Source organism: Carnobacterium iners (assembly GCF_900177385.1).
Classification (GTDB): domain Bacteria; phylum Bacillota; class Bacilli; order Lactobacillales; family Carnobacteriaceae; genus Carnobacterium_A; species Carnobacterium_A iners.
In genome coordinates, this window is sequence record NZ_FXBJ01000002.1 from 1,357,291 (window position 1) to 1,373,848 (window position 16,558).

Below are 16,558 nucleotides of genomic sequence, written 5' to 3' on the forward strand. Positions count from 1 at the left end.
CTTTAGATAGTAGACTAATAATTTTTTTAACCTATCAGAATATGAGGTGATAGAATGTATCAAAGTACAGCTATTCAAGAACTATTAACAAAAACTTTTCCAGACTACAATAAAAAAGCAGCTAAACAGGAAGCGATTAATGAAACAGACAAACAATTTACCTTATTAAGTGGATTAGTTGAACCAGAAGAAATTAAAAAAGATTGGTTAATAGATTCTTTTTTAACTAAAAGAAAAACAGATTTTACAACCTCTCGTGCAGTGAGCCTTGCGAACGAATGGGACGTTTCCCCTGAATGGAAAGGTCAACTAGATCAAGCAATGGTTCGTTTAAGTAACCGAACTAGGGTGGTGTCTGTCATAGACTACGGTGCGGTTGGCGACGGCATCACAGATTGTACGCAAGCTTTTGAAAAAGCTGTTTCATCAGGATTTCGCTGTGTCGTTATTCCACCAGGAAAATATTGTGTAGATGGCATTAAATTGCCCTCTTATATAGAGTTGATTGGGAGCGGGACAGAACAAACGCACTTGATCCTTTCTGGTTCTGCACCTAAAAGAGCAAAGCTACTGACAAATCGTCATTATTTAAAAGGGAATAGCCACATTCGAATTGAAGGCTTAACATTAGATTGGAACCATAAGCGAATTTCAGGTAGCCAAAGAACAGCATCAGGTGGGACTAGTTCAAGTGGACTCACATTAGCTCATGTTCGTTTTGCTTTAGTTCGAAACGTGACAGTAAAAAACCCGGGTCTACATGGTGTTGATGTCACCTCAGCTTTTTACAGTTATTTAGGAGATGGCAAGCGTTCGCGTCTTGGAAGCCAGTATGTTTGGGTAGATCAAGTAGAGTCTTTTGGATTTGGCGACGATGGTATTACAACACATCATAGCGATGATATTTTAATTTCTAATTGTTTTCTACACCATCCAAGTGGACGCGCACATAAAAAAGGCTTTTCTAATTCTAATGGGATAGAAATAGATGATGGCTCTCAACATGTAACACTAGTTAATAATTTAAGTGCCTACTGTTTTGGGGGTATAGAAATAAAAGCTCATAAAACAAGTTCGGCAGCTACAGATACCCAAATTATTGGTCATTTTTCTTATTGTGATAATCGTTCCTATAATTTTAGACATATTGGACACCATCTTTCAACTGATGAAGCAAGTTTTTCAGCTTTTGGAATACGCGGAACGTTTCTTGCTTCTTACTTTCCTCAAGAAATAAGCCTCTATGCTAACTCTACAAAAAGAGCTCTCGTCATATCAGCTTATCAAAAAGTAGCAATCAATCATTTTTTTGCTAAAGCACAATCAAATTTACCAATAGATTCTAGAAATAGAGCTATTTCAATTCAATACAGAGCAAGTGAAGTAATGATAAAGAATATTAGACTTAAAAATTATCCTGAGATAAATCAAGCTATTCGAGTGAGTGCTTCAACTTCTCATGTTCAAGTAGCACATAAGTAAAAATAAACGCCACACATTTTTTATGTGGCGTTTATTTTTATTAGATAAAGTATTTAGAAAAAAGTAAAACGATTGAAATTTAGAGGATAATTCTACTATATTATAGCTAAATTGTATTCCTATTAATAAACCCAAAGAATCATGCTAAGATTTTGTTTTAGTCAAGTGACTGCTACTTTTTTAATGTCAATAAATAGTTATGAGACGTATTTTAAGTTTTTTATGACTCATTTTACCTATTGCAAATTCACTCATGTAATTGTATAGTGATTAGTATAAGAAACAAGCTGTTTTTTTAATAGCTATCTATCCAACCAGGTAACGAAAATAATGCGGTCGTGGCGGAATGGCAGACGCGCCAGCTTGAGGGGCTGGTCGGGGTATCCCCGGTGGAAGTTCGAGTCTTCTCGGCCGCATAATATAAAAAGGTAAAGTGGCAGAGCTCAACTGATGATACAATTAGTGAGTTCTATTTTTATTGCCAAATACTTAAAAAACCTAAGAAGATTAAGGAACTACAAAATAAAAAAAGGTTGTTACCCAATAAATGTAAGCGAATACTTAAAGAAAATTAATAAGTTGAAAACGGGCGATGACAAAGTGTATTCTATTCTTTTAGTAGATGATGAACAATACATAAGACAATCCATTATTGAATTAGTGCAGTGGGAAAAGAAAGGCTTTTTTATACTGGAAGAAGCTGGTAATGGCGAAGAGGCCCTAGAAGTAATGGAAAAATATGGGCCAGATATTCTTATCGCAGATATATGGATGCCAGTCATGGATGAGATTGAATTATCTAGACGGATAAGAGAAAAACATCTATCTGTTAAAATTATTTTTCTAAGTGGTCATAATGATTTTGACTATGCAATAAGTAGAATAAAATTAAATATTATTGAATATTTATTGAAACCTATTTCGATAAGCGATTTAGAATGTATGCTTGAAAAGGTTCATGAAGCGTTGGATGAAAAAAAGAGAAGTGAATGATTTGGATAGAATAGAAACAAATTACTTAGAAAAATTTTAAGGAATTAAAATGTCCTTTTTAGTTTCATTGATTACGTATAACTATAAAGACATTCCTGGAGAAGAAATAAAAAAATTAGTTGAGACCTATCGATTAAATCTAAAAGGAAATCGACAAGTAATATTAAATGTCAATATTGATAAACTAAGTTTTAGAAAGAGTCAGTTGGACAATCATAACTTGGAGATGATGAAGTTCTCGCTAGCAAATGTTATCCGTCGAATCTTTAATAAGTACTAAAATAGCGAAGTGTTTAATTTCACAGCTAATATTGTTTTGATGCTATCATATACAAAAGAAACGATTGATTTATACAAAGATAGTATTGTAAAAGAAATCCCATTTTCTTTTACAAATGCACTAATAAAAATCCGAATGGAAAAGGTTAAAGAGTATTTGTTGACGACAGATTGCAAAGTACTTGAAGCAGCAGTAGATTCTGTTTATACCGATCAGCATTATTTTTCTTATTGCCTTAAAAAATATTTTGGAGAATCGCCAATTAAAGTCTGTGAAACATTCAAAGAAAAAGAGTTATTAATTTAATTTATCAGCAGTAAAGAAGTGAAGCCATATGTTTAAATCTATTAGACAAGTAAGTAGCTCTTGATCGGGCAAACAATAAAAAATAGCTGAACCCATTTTTACTGAAGTCGAATGGATTACAAAAAAATATGTACTAGCCAAATAAACAGAAATTTTTATTTCCATTTTCTCCCTATTATCCCTAATAAAAAAAAAGACTAAAAATAGAAATTCTTAATTCTTTTTTAATTTCACTTGATAGCTTACTTCTGTTATTATGTTAAAGTAGCAAATTATATAGTAAATGAGGATGAATATGAATTATTTAATAGATATACTTAAAGGAATGGTCATTGGGATTTCAAATATTATACCCGGAGTAAGTGGAGGAACGATGGCGGTTTCGCTTGGAATTTATGATCGTATGATCTTTTCAATTAGTCAGTTATTTAAGAATTGGAAGGCTAGTTTAAAAACACTGTTGCCTATCTTGATTGGTGCTGCATTTGGAATCGTTGCGTTCACGTACACCATTGAATTTTTATTAAGTCAGTACACACTTCCAACAGCATTAGCTTTTGTTGGGTTAATATTAGGTGGAGTTCCCGTTTTATGGGTCTCTTTTAAAGCAGGATTAAAAATGAAGAACGAAAAGCTAACCATTAGTCACTTAGTTGTTTTTATTATTATGTTTGCATTAGTAGCTGTTTTACCTATGTTTCAAGGAGTTGAGTCTTCTTTTGAAGCTATTGCAATTACACCAGTTAGTATGATAAAACTCTTCTTTATTGGTATTATCGCTTCGGCAACAATGATTGTTCCGGGTATGAGTGGTTCATTAGTTTTAATGATTTTAGGGTACTATTATTCTATTATCAATACGATTACGAGTTTTATTGATGCTTTACGAGCCGGAGATATGGTATCTCTTTTACCTAATTTTATTATCTTAAGTGTTTTTGGTGTTGGTGTTTTAATTGGAATCTTTTTAATTAGTAAAGTCATTGAGTATTTATTTAAGCATTATAGTTCGTTAACGTACAGTGGTATTTTAGGTTTAGTATTAGCTTCGCCTTTTGCCATTATGTACAATACCGATGCGTTAAATGATTTAACTACAGCAAATGGATTACCCTTTGCCCTGATTGGATTAGCCTTAATGGTTTTATGCTTTATGGGGATTTATCAGTTAAGTAAAAAAAAGATTCACTAAGATAAATTGTATGAAATGTGTAAAAAAGTAGAGAAATCTACTTTTTTTTTGTGAAAAATAAACATCGTATCATTTTGAACAAAAACAGTATCATATCAAATAATTCTTTACTGCTTAAAAAGTTAACGTTTACATGTAAGGGGAATAAATTAGTTGGAGGTTCGGAAAATGAGTAAATTTAAAAAATTGTTAGCTTCAGCTGCGGTATCAACGATTAAAGATGTAGGTATTGAAGTAAATGAAATTGGACAACAAGTAGCAAACTGGGATGCAGATAAAGCGAATACAGCTTGGTTATCTCGTGGAAGCGATAACGTCGAAGTTGTTTTAGTGAATAATGATTCAATGGCATCTGGTGTAACCTCTGCATTGCAATCTGTTGGTTACAACAAGGGCGGTGACAAACATATTACCGTATTTGGCGTAGATGCTACAGATGAAGCAGTAGATTTAATTGCTAAAAACTATATGTCAGGTACCGTTAAACAAGTTGCAGTAGGAATGGCAGAAGCTATTTGTGCATTAGAGTTAAACGCTACTCAGGGCAAAGATTATATTGAAGGCACAGACTATGAATGCGATGATACAGGAATTTCAATCCTTCTCCCTTATCAAGTTTATTCTAGGGAATAATTAGTTTGTCAACTAAGGTTTGATATTTGTCGGCGTAAGTCTTTATCTTCAGTACATCATCAAAGGACTAATTATCATTTTAGCTATTTCTATTGATGTCCGTAAATACATTGTTAAAAAATAAAAATAGTAGTCCAGATTGGAGAGTCTCATTTTGGAAGAAATAGAAAATGTTGATTTATCAAAAACAGAGGAACAAGCAAATGTAAAAAAAGTCTTATACAAAGATTTACTTTATGAAAAAATTGACGTTAGCGTAGATTCAATAAATAAATTTATATTTGGAATTGTTGTAGCATTGGCTATTGCGTTACTAAGTTAATAAAATAAAAAGACATTTACATTAGTGGACTATAATTTTAGTTCATTCAGTGGATGTCTTTTTATCTAAATATTTACTCAGACTGAATAAGCTAATCACATCGGTTGTTATCTATATATGGAAACGATATAATAAAAAAGTATAGTAAATAATTGAAAGAAGCGGAGTGATTCAATGTATCAAGCAGCAGAAGATCGTTATGAAAAAATGATTTACAATCGTGTGGGAAATAGCGGATTAAAATTACCAGCTTTATCACTAGGACTGTGGCATAATTTCGGTGATGTCGATTTATTTGAAAATAGTCGTAAAATGGTTCACCGTGCTTTTGATTTAGGTATTACTCATTTTGACTTAGCAAATAATTATGGTCCTCCTGCAGGCAGTGCGGAAGAAAATTTTGGTCACATACTAAAAAAAGATTTACTTCCTTACCGTGATGAATTAATCATATCTAGTAAAGCAGGTTACTATATGTGGCCAGGACCTTATGGTGAATTCGGTTCTAAAAAGAATTTGACAGCTAGTATTGACCAAAGTTTAAATCGTATGGGGCTAGACTATGTAGATATTTTTTATTCTCACCGTCCAGATCCAGATACTCCTTTTGAAGAGACAGCTCAAGCTTTAGATTTAATGGTTCGTCAAGGTAAAGCTTTGTATATCGGTATTTCTAATTATTCTGCTGAACAAACAACAGAAATTACAAAAATATTTAAAGATCTTAAAACTCCGTTTATTATCCACCAACCATCATACAGTATGTATAATCGTTGGATAGAGGATGGCTTACAAGATGTTTTACAAGAAAACAAACTAGGTTCTATCGCTTTTAGTCCATTAGCTCAAGGTATGTTAACAGACCGCTACCTTGGTGGCATTCCAGAAGATTCTAGAGCAGGACGTTCAAGCAGTATTTTTCTAGATGAAGAAAAAGTTCATGCTAAAATAGATCAATCTAGGGCTTTGAATACTATTGCAAAACGTCGCGGGCAAACATTAGCTGAGATGGCTGTTTCATGGATTTTAAGAGATGGAAAAGTAACAAGTGTCCTAATCGGAGCAAGTAAAGTTAGTCAAATCGAAGACAATGTTAAAGCGTTAGATAATCTTAATTTTACATTAACAGAATTAGCTGAAATTGAAAAAATCTTGCGGTCTTAATTAAAAACTTAGAGTTGAGGGCGAAAATCGTTTCGTCTTCTTTCGTTGGAGGATAAAAAAATGAAGCTGAATCGCATTCACCATGTGGCTATTATCGCATCAGATTATGAAAAGTCTAAGTATTTTTATACAGACATACTAAATTTAGAAATCATTCGAGAAAATTATAGAAAAGAACGAGATTCGTATAAGTTAGATTTGAAAATTGGAGAGAGCGAAATAGAATTATTTTCCTTTCCAAATCCACCGGAACGCCCGACGACCCCGGAAGCTCGTGGATTAAGGCACCTCTGTTTTTCTGTAGATGATCTTAATAAAACAGTAGCTGAATTAAACCAAAACGGCATTGCAACAGAAAGGATTCGTCTAGATGAGTTTACTGGAGGCTTATATACGTTCTTAAAAGATCCAGATGGTTTACCAATCGAGTTGTATATGACGAATAAATAAAAAGTAGAAAAGGAGTTTTTAAAATGGCGAAAACGATGTTGCATACGTGTGTGAGAGTAAAAGATTTAGAAAAATCAATGGATTTTTATACCAATATACTTGGTTTTTACCAAGTTAGACGTGCAGATTATCCAGATTCGAAATTTACACTTGTTTATTTAGCTATTAAAAAAGGCGGCTATGAGCTAGAATTAACGTACAATTATGATCAAGCAGAACCTTACGAATTAGGAAATGGCTATGGTCATATTGCTATCGGAGTAGACGATTTAAAAGCAACACATCAAGAATACAAAGCAACAGGCAACGAAGTAACGGATTTGAAAGAACTAAGTGATGGAGCAGCAAATTACTTCTTTATTTCAGATCCAGACGGTTACAAGATTGAAGTTATTCAAAATAAGTAAGGTTACAATTGATAAAGATAAAAGAAAACGAGTAAGGGATAAATTTCCCCCCACTCGTTTTTTTCAATCTATTTTTTTTTGGTCCCAATTTCCTCCATAAGGTGCATCATATTTCTGCTGTGCCAAGGTGATGCAGCATTTTCTTGCGGAATAAAGTAATGTTCTGCTAGTTTAGAGTCATTTTGATATTCGACAATTAGTTTATTATCAGCGGCTGGTTTTTCGAAATAAAGATTTTTAATTTCACTTAATGGTACTTGATTATAAATACCTTCTTTTAAGGAATTTGTTTTTTGATCTAAAGGAATTAAAACCAATTCATTCTTTGAAAAATTGATACAATAGGACTTTTGTTTATTTTTTTTGAAAATAGAAACAAGCCAATTTTCTTTAGATGGTACTTTTTCAGCTAAAATAGATTGCCCCTGTTTCGATTCTAAACCGTGTCGTTTTAGAAAATTTAAAACAGTTTCTTCTTCCATTTTTGTGAAGCCTCCTCTAATAATTTGACTACCACGTTTGAATAAAACGCCTATTACCAGTATAAGGCAAAAAAGACCTATTTGCTATTTTAACGTATAAAGGACTCAGACTAGGGAAAAATAAAGAGACTCAACTTATTTTAGCCTGGTAAAAAATAGCCTATTCTTAAACATAAGGAAGGATTCAATGTCAAATTTAGCATTTGATATAAGTGAAATGTCAATTAAACATGGCATCTAGAAAGAGGAGAAGTTGATCCGCAAAGGAAACCTGGAAATACCGGCTACATGGATAGAAATGAAGCAGGCATTTAAAAATATAAAAATACAATATGAGAAATAAGGCATTGCGTTTAGTTCTCTTGGAGCGGTCAATCAGGTAGGACGTTAGATAGATGAAGCAAGTGTAGTACCTTATATACAACGATTTCTTATTTACAATGAATTAGAAAAAGAGTTTAATTACTTAGTAGCTTTCAAAAATGATGCAAATAGTGTTGCCTTAGCTTGAGATTTGGAAAAGGTGCTGCTAAAGACCTTGAAAATACTTTATTCGCAGTCATCAGAACAAGCATCGAGGGATGTGTTATTGTGAATAGTGAAATCAAACAGGGCCAACATTTATTTGGCGGAGAGTTTGGATTCATGCCAGTAACTGATAAACAAGTATTTAGTGATTTAGGAACAGCCGTCAAAATGGCAGTACGTTGTGCATTAAGAAAAAATAAAAAACCAGCAAGTATTTCTGGAGAAGAAATTTTTTAATTAGTGGAACAAGGGGACTTGACGGTAAAAGAGGAAGTTTAAATTTTCTCCACTTATTTAGCATGTGGTGATGTCTAATAAGTTCAGCTTAATTGAAAAATTAGAAGAATTTGATGGAATTATGAAGGTAGCTACCATATCTTCCTTTAAGCCTATTATCAAAACATGTACATTCGAAAATGACGCAAATTTAATTTGGAACAGTCTATAATTATTTACAAAAAATAAATTAAAAAAGTAAAGAAGGTAAAAAAATGAAGTTAAATAAAAATGATACGATTCTTTTTATTGGAGACAGCATTGCAGATGTAGGACGCATTCGTGAAGATTTAAAAGACTTAGGTAAAGGCTATCCTTTATTAACGGCCTCATATTTATTGGAACGTTATCCGGAACTTGAATTAACGTTTCTTAACCGTGGGATTAGTGGCGATAAAGTAACAGATTTAACAAATCGTTGGAAAGAAGATTGCCTTGAATTACAACCGGATATTATTTCTATCCTCGTTGGCATAAATGATGTTTGGCATAATATGGACAAAGAAAAACTAAGTATTTAAGAAAGTGTAGACAAGTTTGAATTGTTTTACCGAATATTATTGGAAACAGCTAAGCAGAAAACAAAATCTAGGATTGTTTTAATTGAACCATTTGTTTTAAAAGATTCTAGCGAACAAGAATCTTGGAAACATGAATTAAAACCTCGAATACAAGTTATCCGTAAATTAGCAAAAGAATATCAGGCAGACTATATTGAATTAGCTGAAAAAATTAAAGCTTTCGGAATAAAATGGGGAAATGATTCTGTGACAGAAGATGGGGTTCATCCTACTTTAGCAGGCCATGCATTACTAGCTAAATGGTGGATAGAGCAAGTTGAGAACGATGAATTTATTGAAAAGAATTAAAAAATACTTGTGCTTAAAATAATTATATGGTATTGTTACTTACATGCGATGAGTTGACTCTAACCAAGTGACTTCGGTCATTTCGCTGCGGCGACAAGTGGTTAGAATTTAGATAAGGCACACCGTACTTTTAGTACAACTGCAAGATGCAGGTGTTTGGACCCCTCTGTTTTGTGGAATTCATGGGACCTATTCATGAAAGTGAATATTATCGAAGAAAAGTACTGACTTCTGTCAGTACTTTTTTTTTAACTTTTTTTAAAATATAATGGTCTGAACTTATGAAAAATTTAAATCAGTTATTGAATCGTTTAAAAGACACTCTTTTTGCACATTGACTGGTAATACCGTATGATAAATAACATGAATAAGGCTAAATCTCATAAAGATAGAAAGAAGGAGAATAAGTATGGATGTTATTGATTTACATTGCGATACATTATTAAAGTTGCAACAATCAAATGGTAAGCTAGATTTTAAAGGCTCGGATGAATTAAGTGTTAATCTAGCTCGCTTAAAAGAAGGTCAGGTTAAAATTCAGGCTTTTGCTATTTTTATTGAACCAGATATCTTAGTAGAAGAAAAATATGCTGCAGCTTTAGAACAAATAACCTACTACCAGCAAGATATTTTAGGTAAAAATCCTGAGATAAAACAAATCAAGAAGTGGGATGACATAAAAAACTTAAAAGATGGCGAGATAGGTTCTTTCTTAACATTAGAAGGTGTGGAAGCGATAGGAAATGATTTAACTAAATTGGACCATTTACTAGATTTAGGTGTTTTATCTGTTGGCTTGACGTGGAATCCAGCTAACTTAGCAGCAGACGGAATCCAAGAGCCAAGAGGTGGAGGGTTAACGGCTTTCGGGTTTGATATCGTAGCGAAACTAAACAGTAGAAAAGTATTTACAGATGTCTCTCATTTAAGCATAGCAAGTTTTTGGGATGTTATGAAAGTAGCGAAATACCCAATTGCTACGCACTCAAATGTCTTAGACTTGTGTGGACACGTCAGAAATTTAAATAATGATCAAATTAAAGCGATGATTGAACGCAATGCACCAATTCATATTGTTTTTAATCCACCTTTTACTATCGGAGAAGAAAATCAAAAGACCACTAATATAAACGATTTAGTGAAACATGTTGAAGCGTTAGTAGAACTAGGCGCAATGAAAAATATAGGATTTGGTTCAGATTTTGATGGAATTAGTTCACATATAGAAAACTTAACACATATTGGACAAGTTCAAAATTTAGTAACAGTTTTAGAAGAAATTTTTTCAAAAACGGAAGTAGAAGGATTCGCTGCTAAAAACTTTTTAAACCATCTACCTAGCTAGTAATAGTAACTTACCAAGGTAGAAATAAGAACTGCTTAAAGTAATACTAAAATAGCAAGCATGAATGCAGTAGAAAACTGTATCTATGTTTGCTGTTTTTATAACAGAGAATAAAAAAAGACTACAAAAGTTTTTAAAGTTCAACTTTTATAGTCTATAATTTTGAAAATCATTATTGGTTTATATTTTTTTAATAATTCATTAGTATTTTTTCTTGTAGTTTTTTTAATTCTAATTTCCGAATATCACGCGGCAAGAAACGGCGAATGTCTTCTTCGTTAAATCCAATTTGTAATCTCTTATCATCAATTAGAATAGGGCGCCGAATCAAACTAGGATTTTCTAAAATGACATGAATTAATTCTTTTAGAGAGATGTCTTCCATATCTATATTTAAATCATGAAAGATCTGAGAACGAAATGAAATAATTTCTTCTGTTCCGTTTTCTGTTAGGCTCAGGATAACTTTAAGATCGTATTCAGTTAATTGATCTTTAAATATATTTTTTTCTAAGTACTCGATATTATTCTCTTTCAACCAGGTACGTGCCTTACGGCATGAAGCACAACTCGGGGTTGTATATAGTATAATCATTTTTTGTCCTCCTCTTAAGTCAAAGTAAAGTTAACTAGGTAAGTGGAACGGTGAAAGATTTTGAGAATTGAATTGTGATACATTAAATTACTCCAAGTATAAAAGGAAAGAGTGAGAAAAGCAATAGCAATAAGCATTTTTTATAAGATGATTGTCATTAACAAATGATAATGTCTTAATAGTTAACAAATGAAAATGTCCCGTAACTACGTTACTCTAATCTAGAAGGATTGGAGTGATTTGATGGGAGTTCACCTAAAGATGTTTGAAGGACAAAAATATAAGACCATAAAAAAAATAAACAATGGACAAATTTCCAAAGCTCGTGCAGAAGTCGAGTTAGCTCTATCTCGTAGACAAATCAATCGATTAATTCGGGTTTATCAGACAGAAGGTAAAAGCGGCTTTAGACATGGGAAACAGAATCGGAAACCTTCTACTGGTTTAACACCTGAAACTAAGAAAAAAATTATTACGCTTTACAACAAGAAATATGAAGCGTTCAATCTTACACACTTTACTGAGAAATTAGTTGAAGTAGAAAATATCCAAGTCTCATACACAACGGTACGAAACTTATTGTATGAAAAAAATCTCTTATCCCCACGTGCTTTTCGACAAACAAAAAGAAAAAAACATAAGGAATTGCAAGAAAAGGAACAACATAAACAAGTACTAACAAAAAAAGAATGTCAGGTATTAAATGAATTAGATTATGTAGATACATTGAAGGCTCATCCAAGTCGTTCTCGCAAGAAATACTTTGGCGAACAGCTTCAAATGGACGCTTCCTCTCATGATTGGTTTAAAAACGGGTCATATGCTCATTTACACGCTGCAATCGATGACGCAACTGGGATTATAGTAGGAGCCCGTTTTGATAAGGAGGAGACGCTAGACGCTTATTATGAAGTGACGGAGCAATTTTTGACCAACTACGGTATTCCTTACGAAATTTTAACAGATAACCGTACGGTTTTTATCTATAAACAAGAAAAGCACCCTTCTGAAGAAAAGGATACTTTTACACAATTTGGATATGCCTGCCATACTTTAGGAATAAACTTACGTACAACTAGTATCCCTCAAGCAAAAGGAAAAATAGAACGGCTTTGGAATACACTCCAAGATCGTCTCCTTCAAGAAATGGCCTTATGTTCTATCCAATCAATCGATGAAGCAAATCTATTTTTGAAGCATTACATTCCTACATATAATGCCAAATTTGCTTTACAGCTCAAGGATAGCAAAAGTGCTTTTGAAAAGCTACCAAAAACAGTCATTTTGGATCATATACTCGCTCGATTTTCGCAACGAATTATCCAAAAAGGTCATGGCGTGAAGTATCAAAATAAGCTTTATCGCTTGCATGATCAAAACCAGCAGGTTTTACTTACTCCAAAAACAAGCGTCATGATTATCCATACAAAGGGAAATGAGTTATACGCTAGCGTTGATAATTCGGTGTTTTCCTTACAAGAAATTTTATTACATGAAGAAGTATCGAAAGAATTAGATGAACCCGTAAGAGCGAGAAAGACTCAATTAGTAATACCGGCCTTATCTCATCCTTGGAAAAAACCATCCTATGATCGTTATCTTAGAAATAAAAAACAAAAAGAAGCTATAAAAAAAGGTGCTTTACTCAAATAAAGTAGCGAACCAATTTTGTATAGCTTTTTTATAGCAGTTGTTTAGGATGGTTGCTTCATGGTTTTTGAAGGAATTATCCTGAACAACTTTAGCAAGCGAAGCGCGGTCGTTAATCTGCGAAAGCGAGTAAAAAGGGTTGATAATCCAAACTCATTATTATATAAAAACGGGACATTTTCATTTATCATTGACATAGCAATAAGCATTTTTTATAAGATGATGTAAACTTATATCATTTGAATAAACAATAATCATTTTATATATTTAGAGATAATGTTAAATCTAAAAGACATAGTTATTAAAACTATGTTGAATGGTTTTGTAATCTATGATAGAGTGAGTAAAGATAATCAGTTTAAATTTGAAAAGGTGGAGGATAAACATGAAAAAAATCCCGAATTTCTCTAAAAAGTACTTAATTACAAATGAAGTATTAAATGCAGTAACTCATGGTATAGGAGTTGGTTTAAGCATTGCCGGACTCATTATTTTAATTTTAAAAGGAATTAAGTCAGGCTCTACTCTTGAATTGGTCTCTTATTGTATATTTGGTTCATCTTTAATTTTACTCTATTTGAGTTCAACACTTTATCATAGTTTAATTTTTACAAAAGCCAGAAAAGTATTTAAAATTTTTGATCATAGCAGTATCTATATTCTCATTGCAGGAAGTTATACACCGTTATGTCTTATAACGATTGGTGGAGTAAAGGGCTGGGCTTTATTTTATGTTGTTTGGACTATCGCTCTCTTAGGTGTTATCTATAAAAGTATCTGGATAGAAAGTTTTAAAAATGTCTCAACCTTATTGTATATCGGTATGGGCTGGTTGTGCATAGTTGCAATCAAAGAGCTTTATACCGGGCTTGGAATGAATGGTTTTGGGCTGTTATTGGCAGGCGGTTTAGCATTCACAATTGGAGCAGCCTTTTATAGTATGCGTTCAGTGAAGTATATGCATGTTTTATGGCATCTATTTGTTATGACAGGAACGGCGTTTGTTTATTTTAGTATTTTAATTTACGCTTAGTACTCTTTTTTTTAAAGTTTGTTCCATTTATTTCGGTTAACTACGAAATAAATGGAACAAACTTTTTTTATTAATAAATAATATTCTAAAAAAGTAGAATAGAATTTACGATAGAATTTATAATTTTAATAGTTAAAATTATAAAATAAATCTTAAAGAAAATATTTTCTTTATAAAAATATTGACGAAAATATTTACATGAAGTAGAATAAGCGATAGAAAATAAATACAGACTATAAAGGAGTAGAATAAATGAAAACTTTTTTTGAGAAAGCACAACAATTTGGGAAATCTTTTATGTTACCGATTGCAATTCTCCCAGCAGCAGGTTTATTGCTTGGTATTGGAGGAGCGTTATCAAATCCTAATACCGTTCTTGCTTATCCGGTATTAGATGTTAGTTGGTTGCAAGCACTATTTACAATCATGAGTAGTGCAGGTAGTATCGTTTTTGCTAACTTATCCGTTATATTCGCGGTTGGTGTAGCTATCGGATTGGCACGTTACGACAAAGGAACTGCCGCTTTAGCTGCTTTAATTGGTTTTTTAGTGATGCACGCAACGACAAATGCTATTTTAGGTCTGAATGGTAGCTTAGTAACAGAAAATTTAGCTGCTGTAGGACAAGGAGTTACATTGGGTATTCAAACGCTAGAATCAGGAGTTTTTGGTGGTATTTTAGTTGGAATAATGGCTTCATATTTGCACAATCGTTTTTATAAAATTGAATTGCCTCAATACCTTGGTTTCTTTGGTGGATCACGTTTTGTACCAATTATCACATCATTCGGTGCAATTATTTTAGGAAGCATTATGTACTTTGTTTGGCCTCTTTTCCAAAACGTTATCTTCAGTATTGGAGATATCGTTAATGCAACAGGGTACATTGGAACATTTTTCTACGGTTTTATTTTACGTTTATTAGGACCTTTTGGATTACATCATATTTTCTATTTACCATTCTGGCAAACAGCATTGGGTGGAACGTTAGAAGTTGGAGGCAACTTAGTTCAAGGAACGCAAAATATTTTCTTTGCACAGTTAGCAGATCCCGCAACGACTCAATTCTTTGAAGGAACATCACGCTTTATGTCTGGTCGCTTTATCACGATGATGTTTGGTTTAGTAGGTGCTGCATTCGCTATTTACCAAACAGCTAAACCTGAAAATAAAAAAGTAGTCGGCGGACTAATGTTATCAGCTGCTTTAACTTCTTTCTTAACGGGAATTACTGAGCCACTAGAATTTTCATTCCTATTTATTGCACCAGCATTATACGTTGTTCATGCATTTTTTGATGGACTAGCCTTCATGCTAGCGCATATCTTTGAAATTACTATTGGTCAAACCTTTTCAGGTGGATTTATAGACTTTATCCTTTTTGGAGTCTTACAAGGGAATGCTAAAACAAACTGGATTACAGTTATTTTAATTGGAATTTTCTGGTTCTTCCTATATTACTTCGTATTTAAATTTCTTATCTTAAAATTTAACTTTAAAACACCAGGACGTACAGATGAATTAGAAGTAGCAGAGAATAAGGAAAATTATGAAGGTCGCGCACTAAATATTATCCATGCATTAGGTGGAGAAGAAAATATCGTGAACGTAGACAATTGTGCAACACGACTACGCATAACGGTAAAAGATGGCAAAAAAGTAAACAAAGAAGCGCTAAAAGAGACAGGCAGTAAAGGTGTTTTAATCAGAGGAAATGGGATACAAATTATTTGCGGCCCCCAAGTTACGGTCATTAAAAATGAAGTAACAGAAATTTTAGGAGATGAGTAGCATGGTGAATATGTTAGGGAAAGTAAAATCAAAATTGATTGTATCTTGTCAAGCTTTAGAAGATGAGCCATTACACAGTTCGTATATTATGGGACGGATGGCTGTAGCGGTAGAAGAAGGTGGAGCCAGTGGAATTAGAGCGAACTCAAAAGAAGATATTATTGAAATCAAGAAAAATATAACTCTGCCAGTAGTGGGTATTGTAAAACGTGATTACGAAGATTCAGATATTTATATTACAGCTACGATGAAAGAAATTCATGAGCTAGCAGAATCAAATTGTGAAATGATTGCATTAGATGCAACGTGTCGCAAACGTCATCATGGTGAGAAATTAGCTGATTTCGTCCAAACCATCCGTTCAACTTATCCACACATATTATTAATGGCGGATATTTCAACATTGAAAGAAGCAGTAGAAGCAGAAAGATTAGGATTTGATTGTGTGTCAACAACCTTAATGGGGTACACAAAAGAGTCTGAAGGACACAACATCGCAGATGATGATTTTGCAAGATTAAAAGTGATTTTGAAGACAGTGACGATTCCCGTTATTGCCGAAGGACATGTAGATACGCCTGAAAAAGCCAAACGTTGTCAAGAATTAGGCGTTTACTCAATGGTCGTTGGTAGTGCAATTACAAGACCTCAATTAATCACAAAGGCATTTATCGATAAGATAACTAATTAATAAAAAGACAAAAACAGGAGTTTATAATCTGTTTTTGCCTTTTTTGTTAATCAGTTTAAAAGACTTTTC

At 33.0% G+C, this 16,558-nt stretch carries 20 protein-coding genes and 1 tRNA gene; 19 read left to right on the forward strand and 2 right to left on the reverse strand.

Annotation, left to right across the window (positions count from 1 at the left end):
• The first annotated feature begins 54 nt into the window (after window positions 1-54).
• The 11 genes from B9Y54_RS06615 (at window position 55) to gloA (ending at window position 7,229) form a co-directional block, all read left to right on the forward strand.
• Window positions 55-1,482 (forward strand): glycosyl hydrolase family 28-related protein, encoded by a 1,428-nt coding sequence (locus tag B9Y54_RS06615; RefSeq protein ID WP_085559533.1) that lies wholly within the window; start codon window positions 55-57, stop codon window positions 1,480-1,482.
• Window positions 1,483-1,814: 332 nt separating this feature from the next.
• Window positions 1,815-1,898, forward strand: a tRNA-Leu gene (locus B9Y54_RS06620).
• 34 nt (window positions 1,899-1,932) lie between these two features.
• The gene (locus tag B9Y54_RS06625; protein WP_085559534.1) at window positions 1,933-2,475 is read left to right on the forward strand and encodes a response regulator; all 543 of its coding nucleotides are present in this window, start codon (window positions 1,933-1,935) and stop codon (window positions 2,473-2,475) included.
• Window positions 2,476-2,524: 49 nt separating this feature from the next.
• Window positions 2,525-2,755, forward strand: coding sequence for a hypothetical protein (locus B9Y54_RS06630; RefSeq protein WP_085559535.1), 231 nt, complete (start codon window positions 2,525-2,527; stop codon window positions 2,753-2,755).
• Between the two features lie 9 nt (window positions 2,756-2,764).
• Complete coding sequence (locus B9Y54_RS06635; RefSeq protein ID WP_090005069.1) at window positions 2,765-3,061, forward strand: helix-turn-helix domain-containing protein; 297 nt, start codon at window positions 2,765-2,767, stop codon at window positions 3,059-3,061.
• A 295-nt stretch (window positions 3,062-3,356) separates the two neighbouring features.
• Window positions 3,357-4,253, forward strand: a complete 897-nt coding sequence (locus B9Y54_RS06640; RefSeq protein WP_085559537.1) for a DUF368 domain-containing protein — start codon at window positions 3,357-3,359, stop codon at window positions 4,251-4,253.
• Window positions 4,254-4,421: 168 nt separating this feature from the next.
• Entirely contained in the window at window positions 4,422-4,886 is a 465-nt protein-coding gene (locus B9Y54_RS06645) for a substrate-binding domain-containing protein (RefSeq protein WP_085559538.1), read from the forward strand.
• A gap of 154 nt (window positions 4,887-5,040) precedes the next feature.
• Entirely contained in the window at window positions 5,041-5,208 is a 168-nt protein-coding gene (locus B9Y54_RS12330; protein ID WP_159446065.1) for a hypothetical protein, read from the forward strand.
• Between the two features lie 174 nt (window positions 5,209-5,382).
• Complete coding sequence (gene mgrA / locus B9Y54_RS06650) at window positions 5,383-6,372, forward strand: L-glyceraldehyde 3-phosphate reductase (RefSeq protein WP_085559539.1); 990 nt, start codon at window positions 5,383-5,385, stop codon at window positions 6,370-6,372.
• Window positions 6,373-6,432: 60 nt separating this feature from the next.
• Window positions 6,433-6,822: an SMU1112c/YaeR family gloxylase I-like metalloprotein gene (gloA2, locus tag B9Y54_RS06655; protein WP_085559540.1), complete on the forward strand. Its 390-nt coding sequence runs from the start codon at window positions 6,433-6,435 to the stop codon at window positions 6,820-6,822.
• Between the two features lie 23 nt (window positions 6,823-6,845).
• Window positions 6,846-7,229, forward strand: coding sequence for a lactoylglutathione lyase (gene gloA, locus B9Y54_RS06660; protein WP_085559541.1), 384 nt, complete (start codon window positions 6,846-6,848; stop codon window positions 7,227-7,229).
• 68 nt (window positions 7,230-7,297) lie between these two features.
• Here gloA and B9Y54_RS06665 read toward each other — a convergent pair whose 3' ends face one another.
• The gene (locus tag B9Y54_RS06665; RefSeq protein ID WP_085559542.1) at window positions 7,298-7,711 is read right to left on the reverse strand and encodes a hypothetical protein; all 414 of its coding nucleotides are present in this window, start codon (window positions 7,709-7,711) and stop codon (window positions 7,298-7,300) included.
• Between the two features lie 507 nt (window positions 7,712-8,218).
• On the opposite strand from B9Y54_RS06665, the gene B9Y54_RS06670 reads away from it, so the two are divergent.
• From B9Y54_RS06670 to B9Y54_RS06680, 4 genes are all read left to right on the forward strand, one after another.
• On the forward strand, window positions 8,219-8,476 hold the full coding sequence (locus B9Y54_RS06670; RefSeq protein ID WP_085559543.1) for an ROK family protein: 258 nt from the start codon (window positions 8,219-8,221) through the stop codon (window positions 8,474-8,476).
• A 254-nt stretch (window positions 8,477-8,730) separates the two neighbouring features.
• The gene (locus B9Y54_RS12765; RefSeq protein ID WP_234987857.1) at window positions 8,731-9,036 is read left to right on the forward strand and encodes a GDSL-type esterase/lipase family protein; all 306 of its coding nucleotides are present in this window, start codon (window positions 8,731-8,733) and stop codon (window positions 9,034-9,036) included.
• Between the two features lie 21 nt (window positions 9,037-9,057).
• Window positions 9,058-9,384, forward strand: a complete 327-nt coding sequence (locus tag B9Y54_RS12770) for an SGNH/GDSL hydrolase family protein (RefSeq protein ID WP_234987858.1) — start codon at window positions 9,058-9,060, stop codon at window positions 9,382-9,384.
• Window positions 9,385-9,793: 409 nt separating this feature from the next.
• A complete protein-coding gene (locus B9Y54_RS06680; RefSeq protein WP_085559544.1) occupies window positions 9,794-10,729 on the forward strand; it encodes a dipeptidase in 936 nt (311 codons plus the stop codon).
• A 190-nt stretch (window positions 10,730-10,919) separates the two neighbouring features.
• Here B9Y54_RS06680 and spxA read toward each other — a convergent pair whose 3' ends face one another.
• The gene (gene spxA, locus B9Y54_RS06685; protein WP_085559545.1) at window positions 10,920-11,324 is read right to left on the reverse strand and encodes a transcriptional regulator SpxA; all 405 of its coding nucleotides are present in this window, start codon (window positions 11,322-11,324) and stop codon (window positions 10,920-10,922) included.
• Between the two features lie 243 nt (window positions 11,325-11,567).
• Between spxA and B9Y54_RS06690 the strand changes: the two genes are divergently transcribed.
• From B9Y54_RS06690 to B9Y54_RS06705, 4 genes are all read left to right on the forward strand, one after another.
• Window positions 11,568-12,977, forward strand: coding sequence for an ISNCY family transposase (locus B9Y54_RS06690; protein ID WP_085559546.1), 1,410 nt, complete (start codon window positions 11,568-11,570; stop codon window positions 12,975-12,977).
• 382 nt (window positions 12,978-13,359) lie between these two features.
• The gene (gene trhA, locus B9Y54_RS06695; RefSeq protein ID WP_085559547.1) at window positions 13,360-14,007 is read left to right on the forward strand and encodes a PAQR family membrane homeostasis protein TrhA; all 648 of its coding nucleotides are present in this window, start codon (window positions 13,360-13,362) and stop codon (window positions 14,005-14,007) included.
• 252 nt (window positions 14,008-14,259) lie between these two features.
• Window positions 14,260-15,798: a PTS transporter subunit EIIC gene (locus B9Y54_RS06700; protein WP_085559548.1), complete on the forward strand. Its 1,539-nt coding sequence runs from the start codon at window positions 14,260-14,262 to the stop codon at window positions 15,796-15,798.
• A 1-nt stretch (window position 15,799) separates the two neighbouring features.
• Window positions 15,800-16,489 carry an N-acetylmannosamine-6-phosphate 2-epimerase gene (locus tag B9Y54_RS06705; protein ID WP_420836108.1) on the forward strand — a complete coding sequence of 230 codons (690 nt, stop codon included), beginning with the start codon at window positions 15,800-15,802 and terminating at the stop codon, window positions 16,487-16,489.
• The last annotated feature ends 69 nt before the right edge of the window (window positions 16,490-16,558 follow it).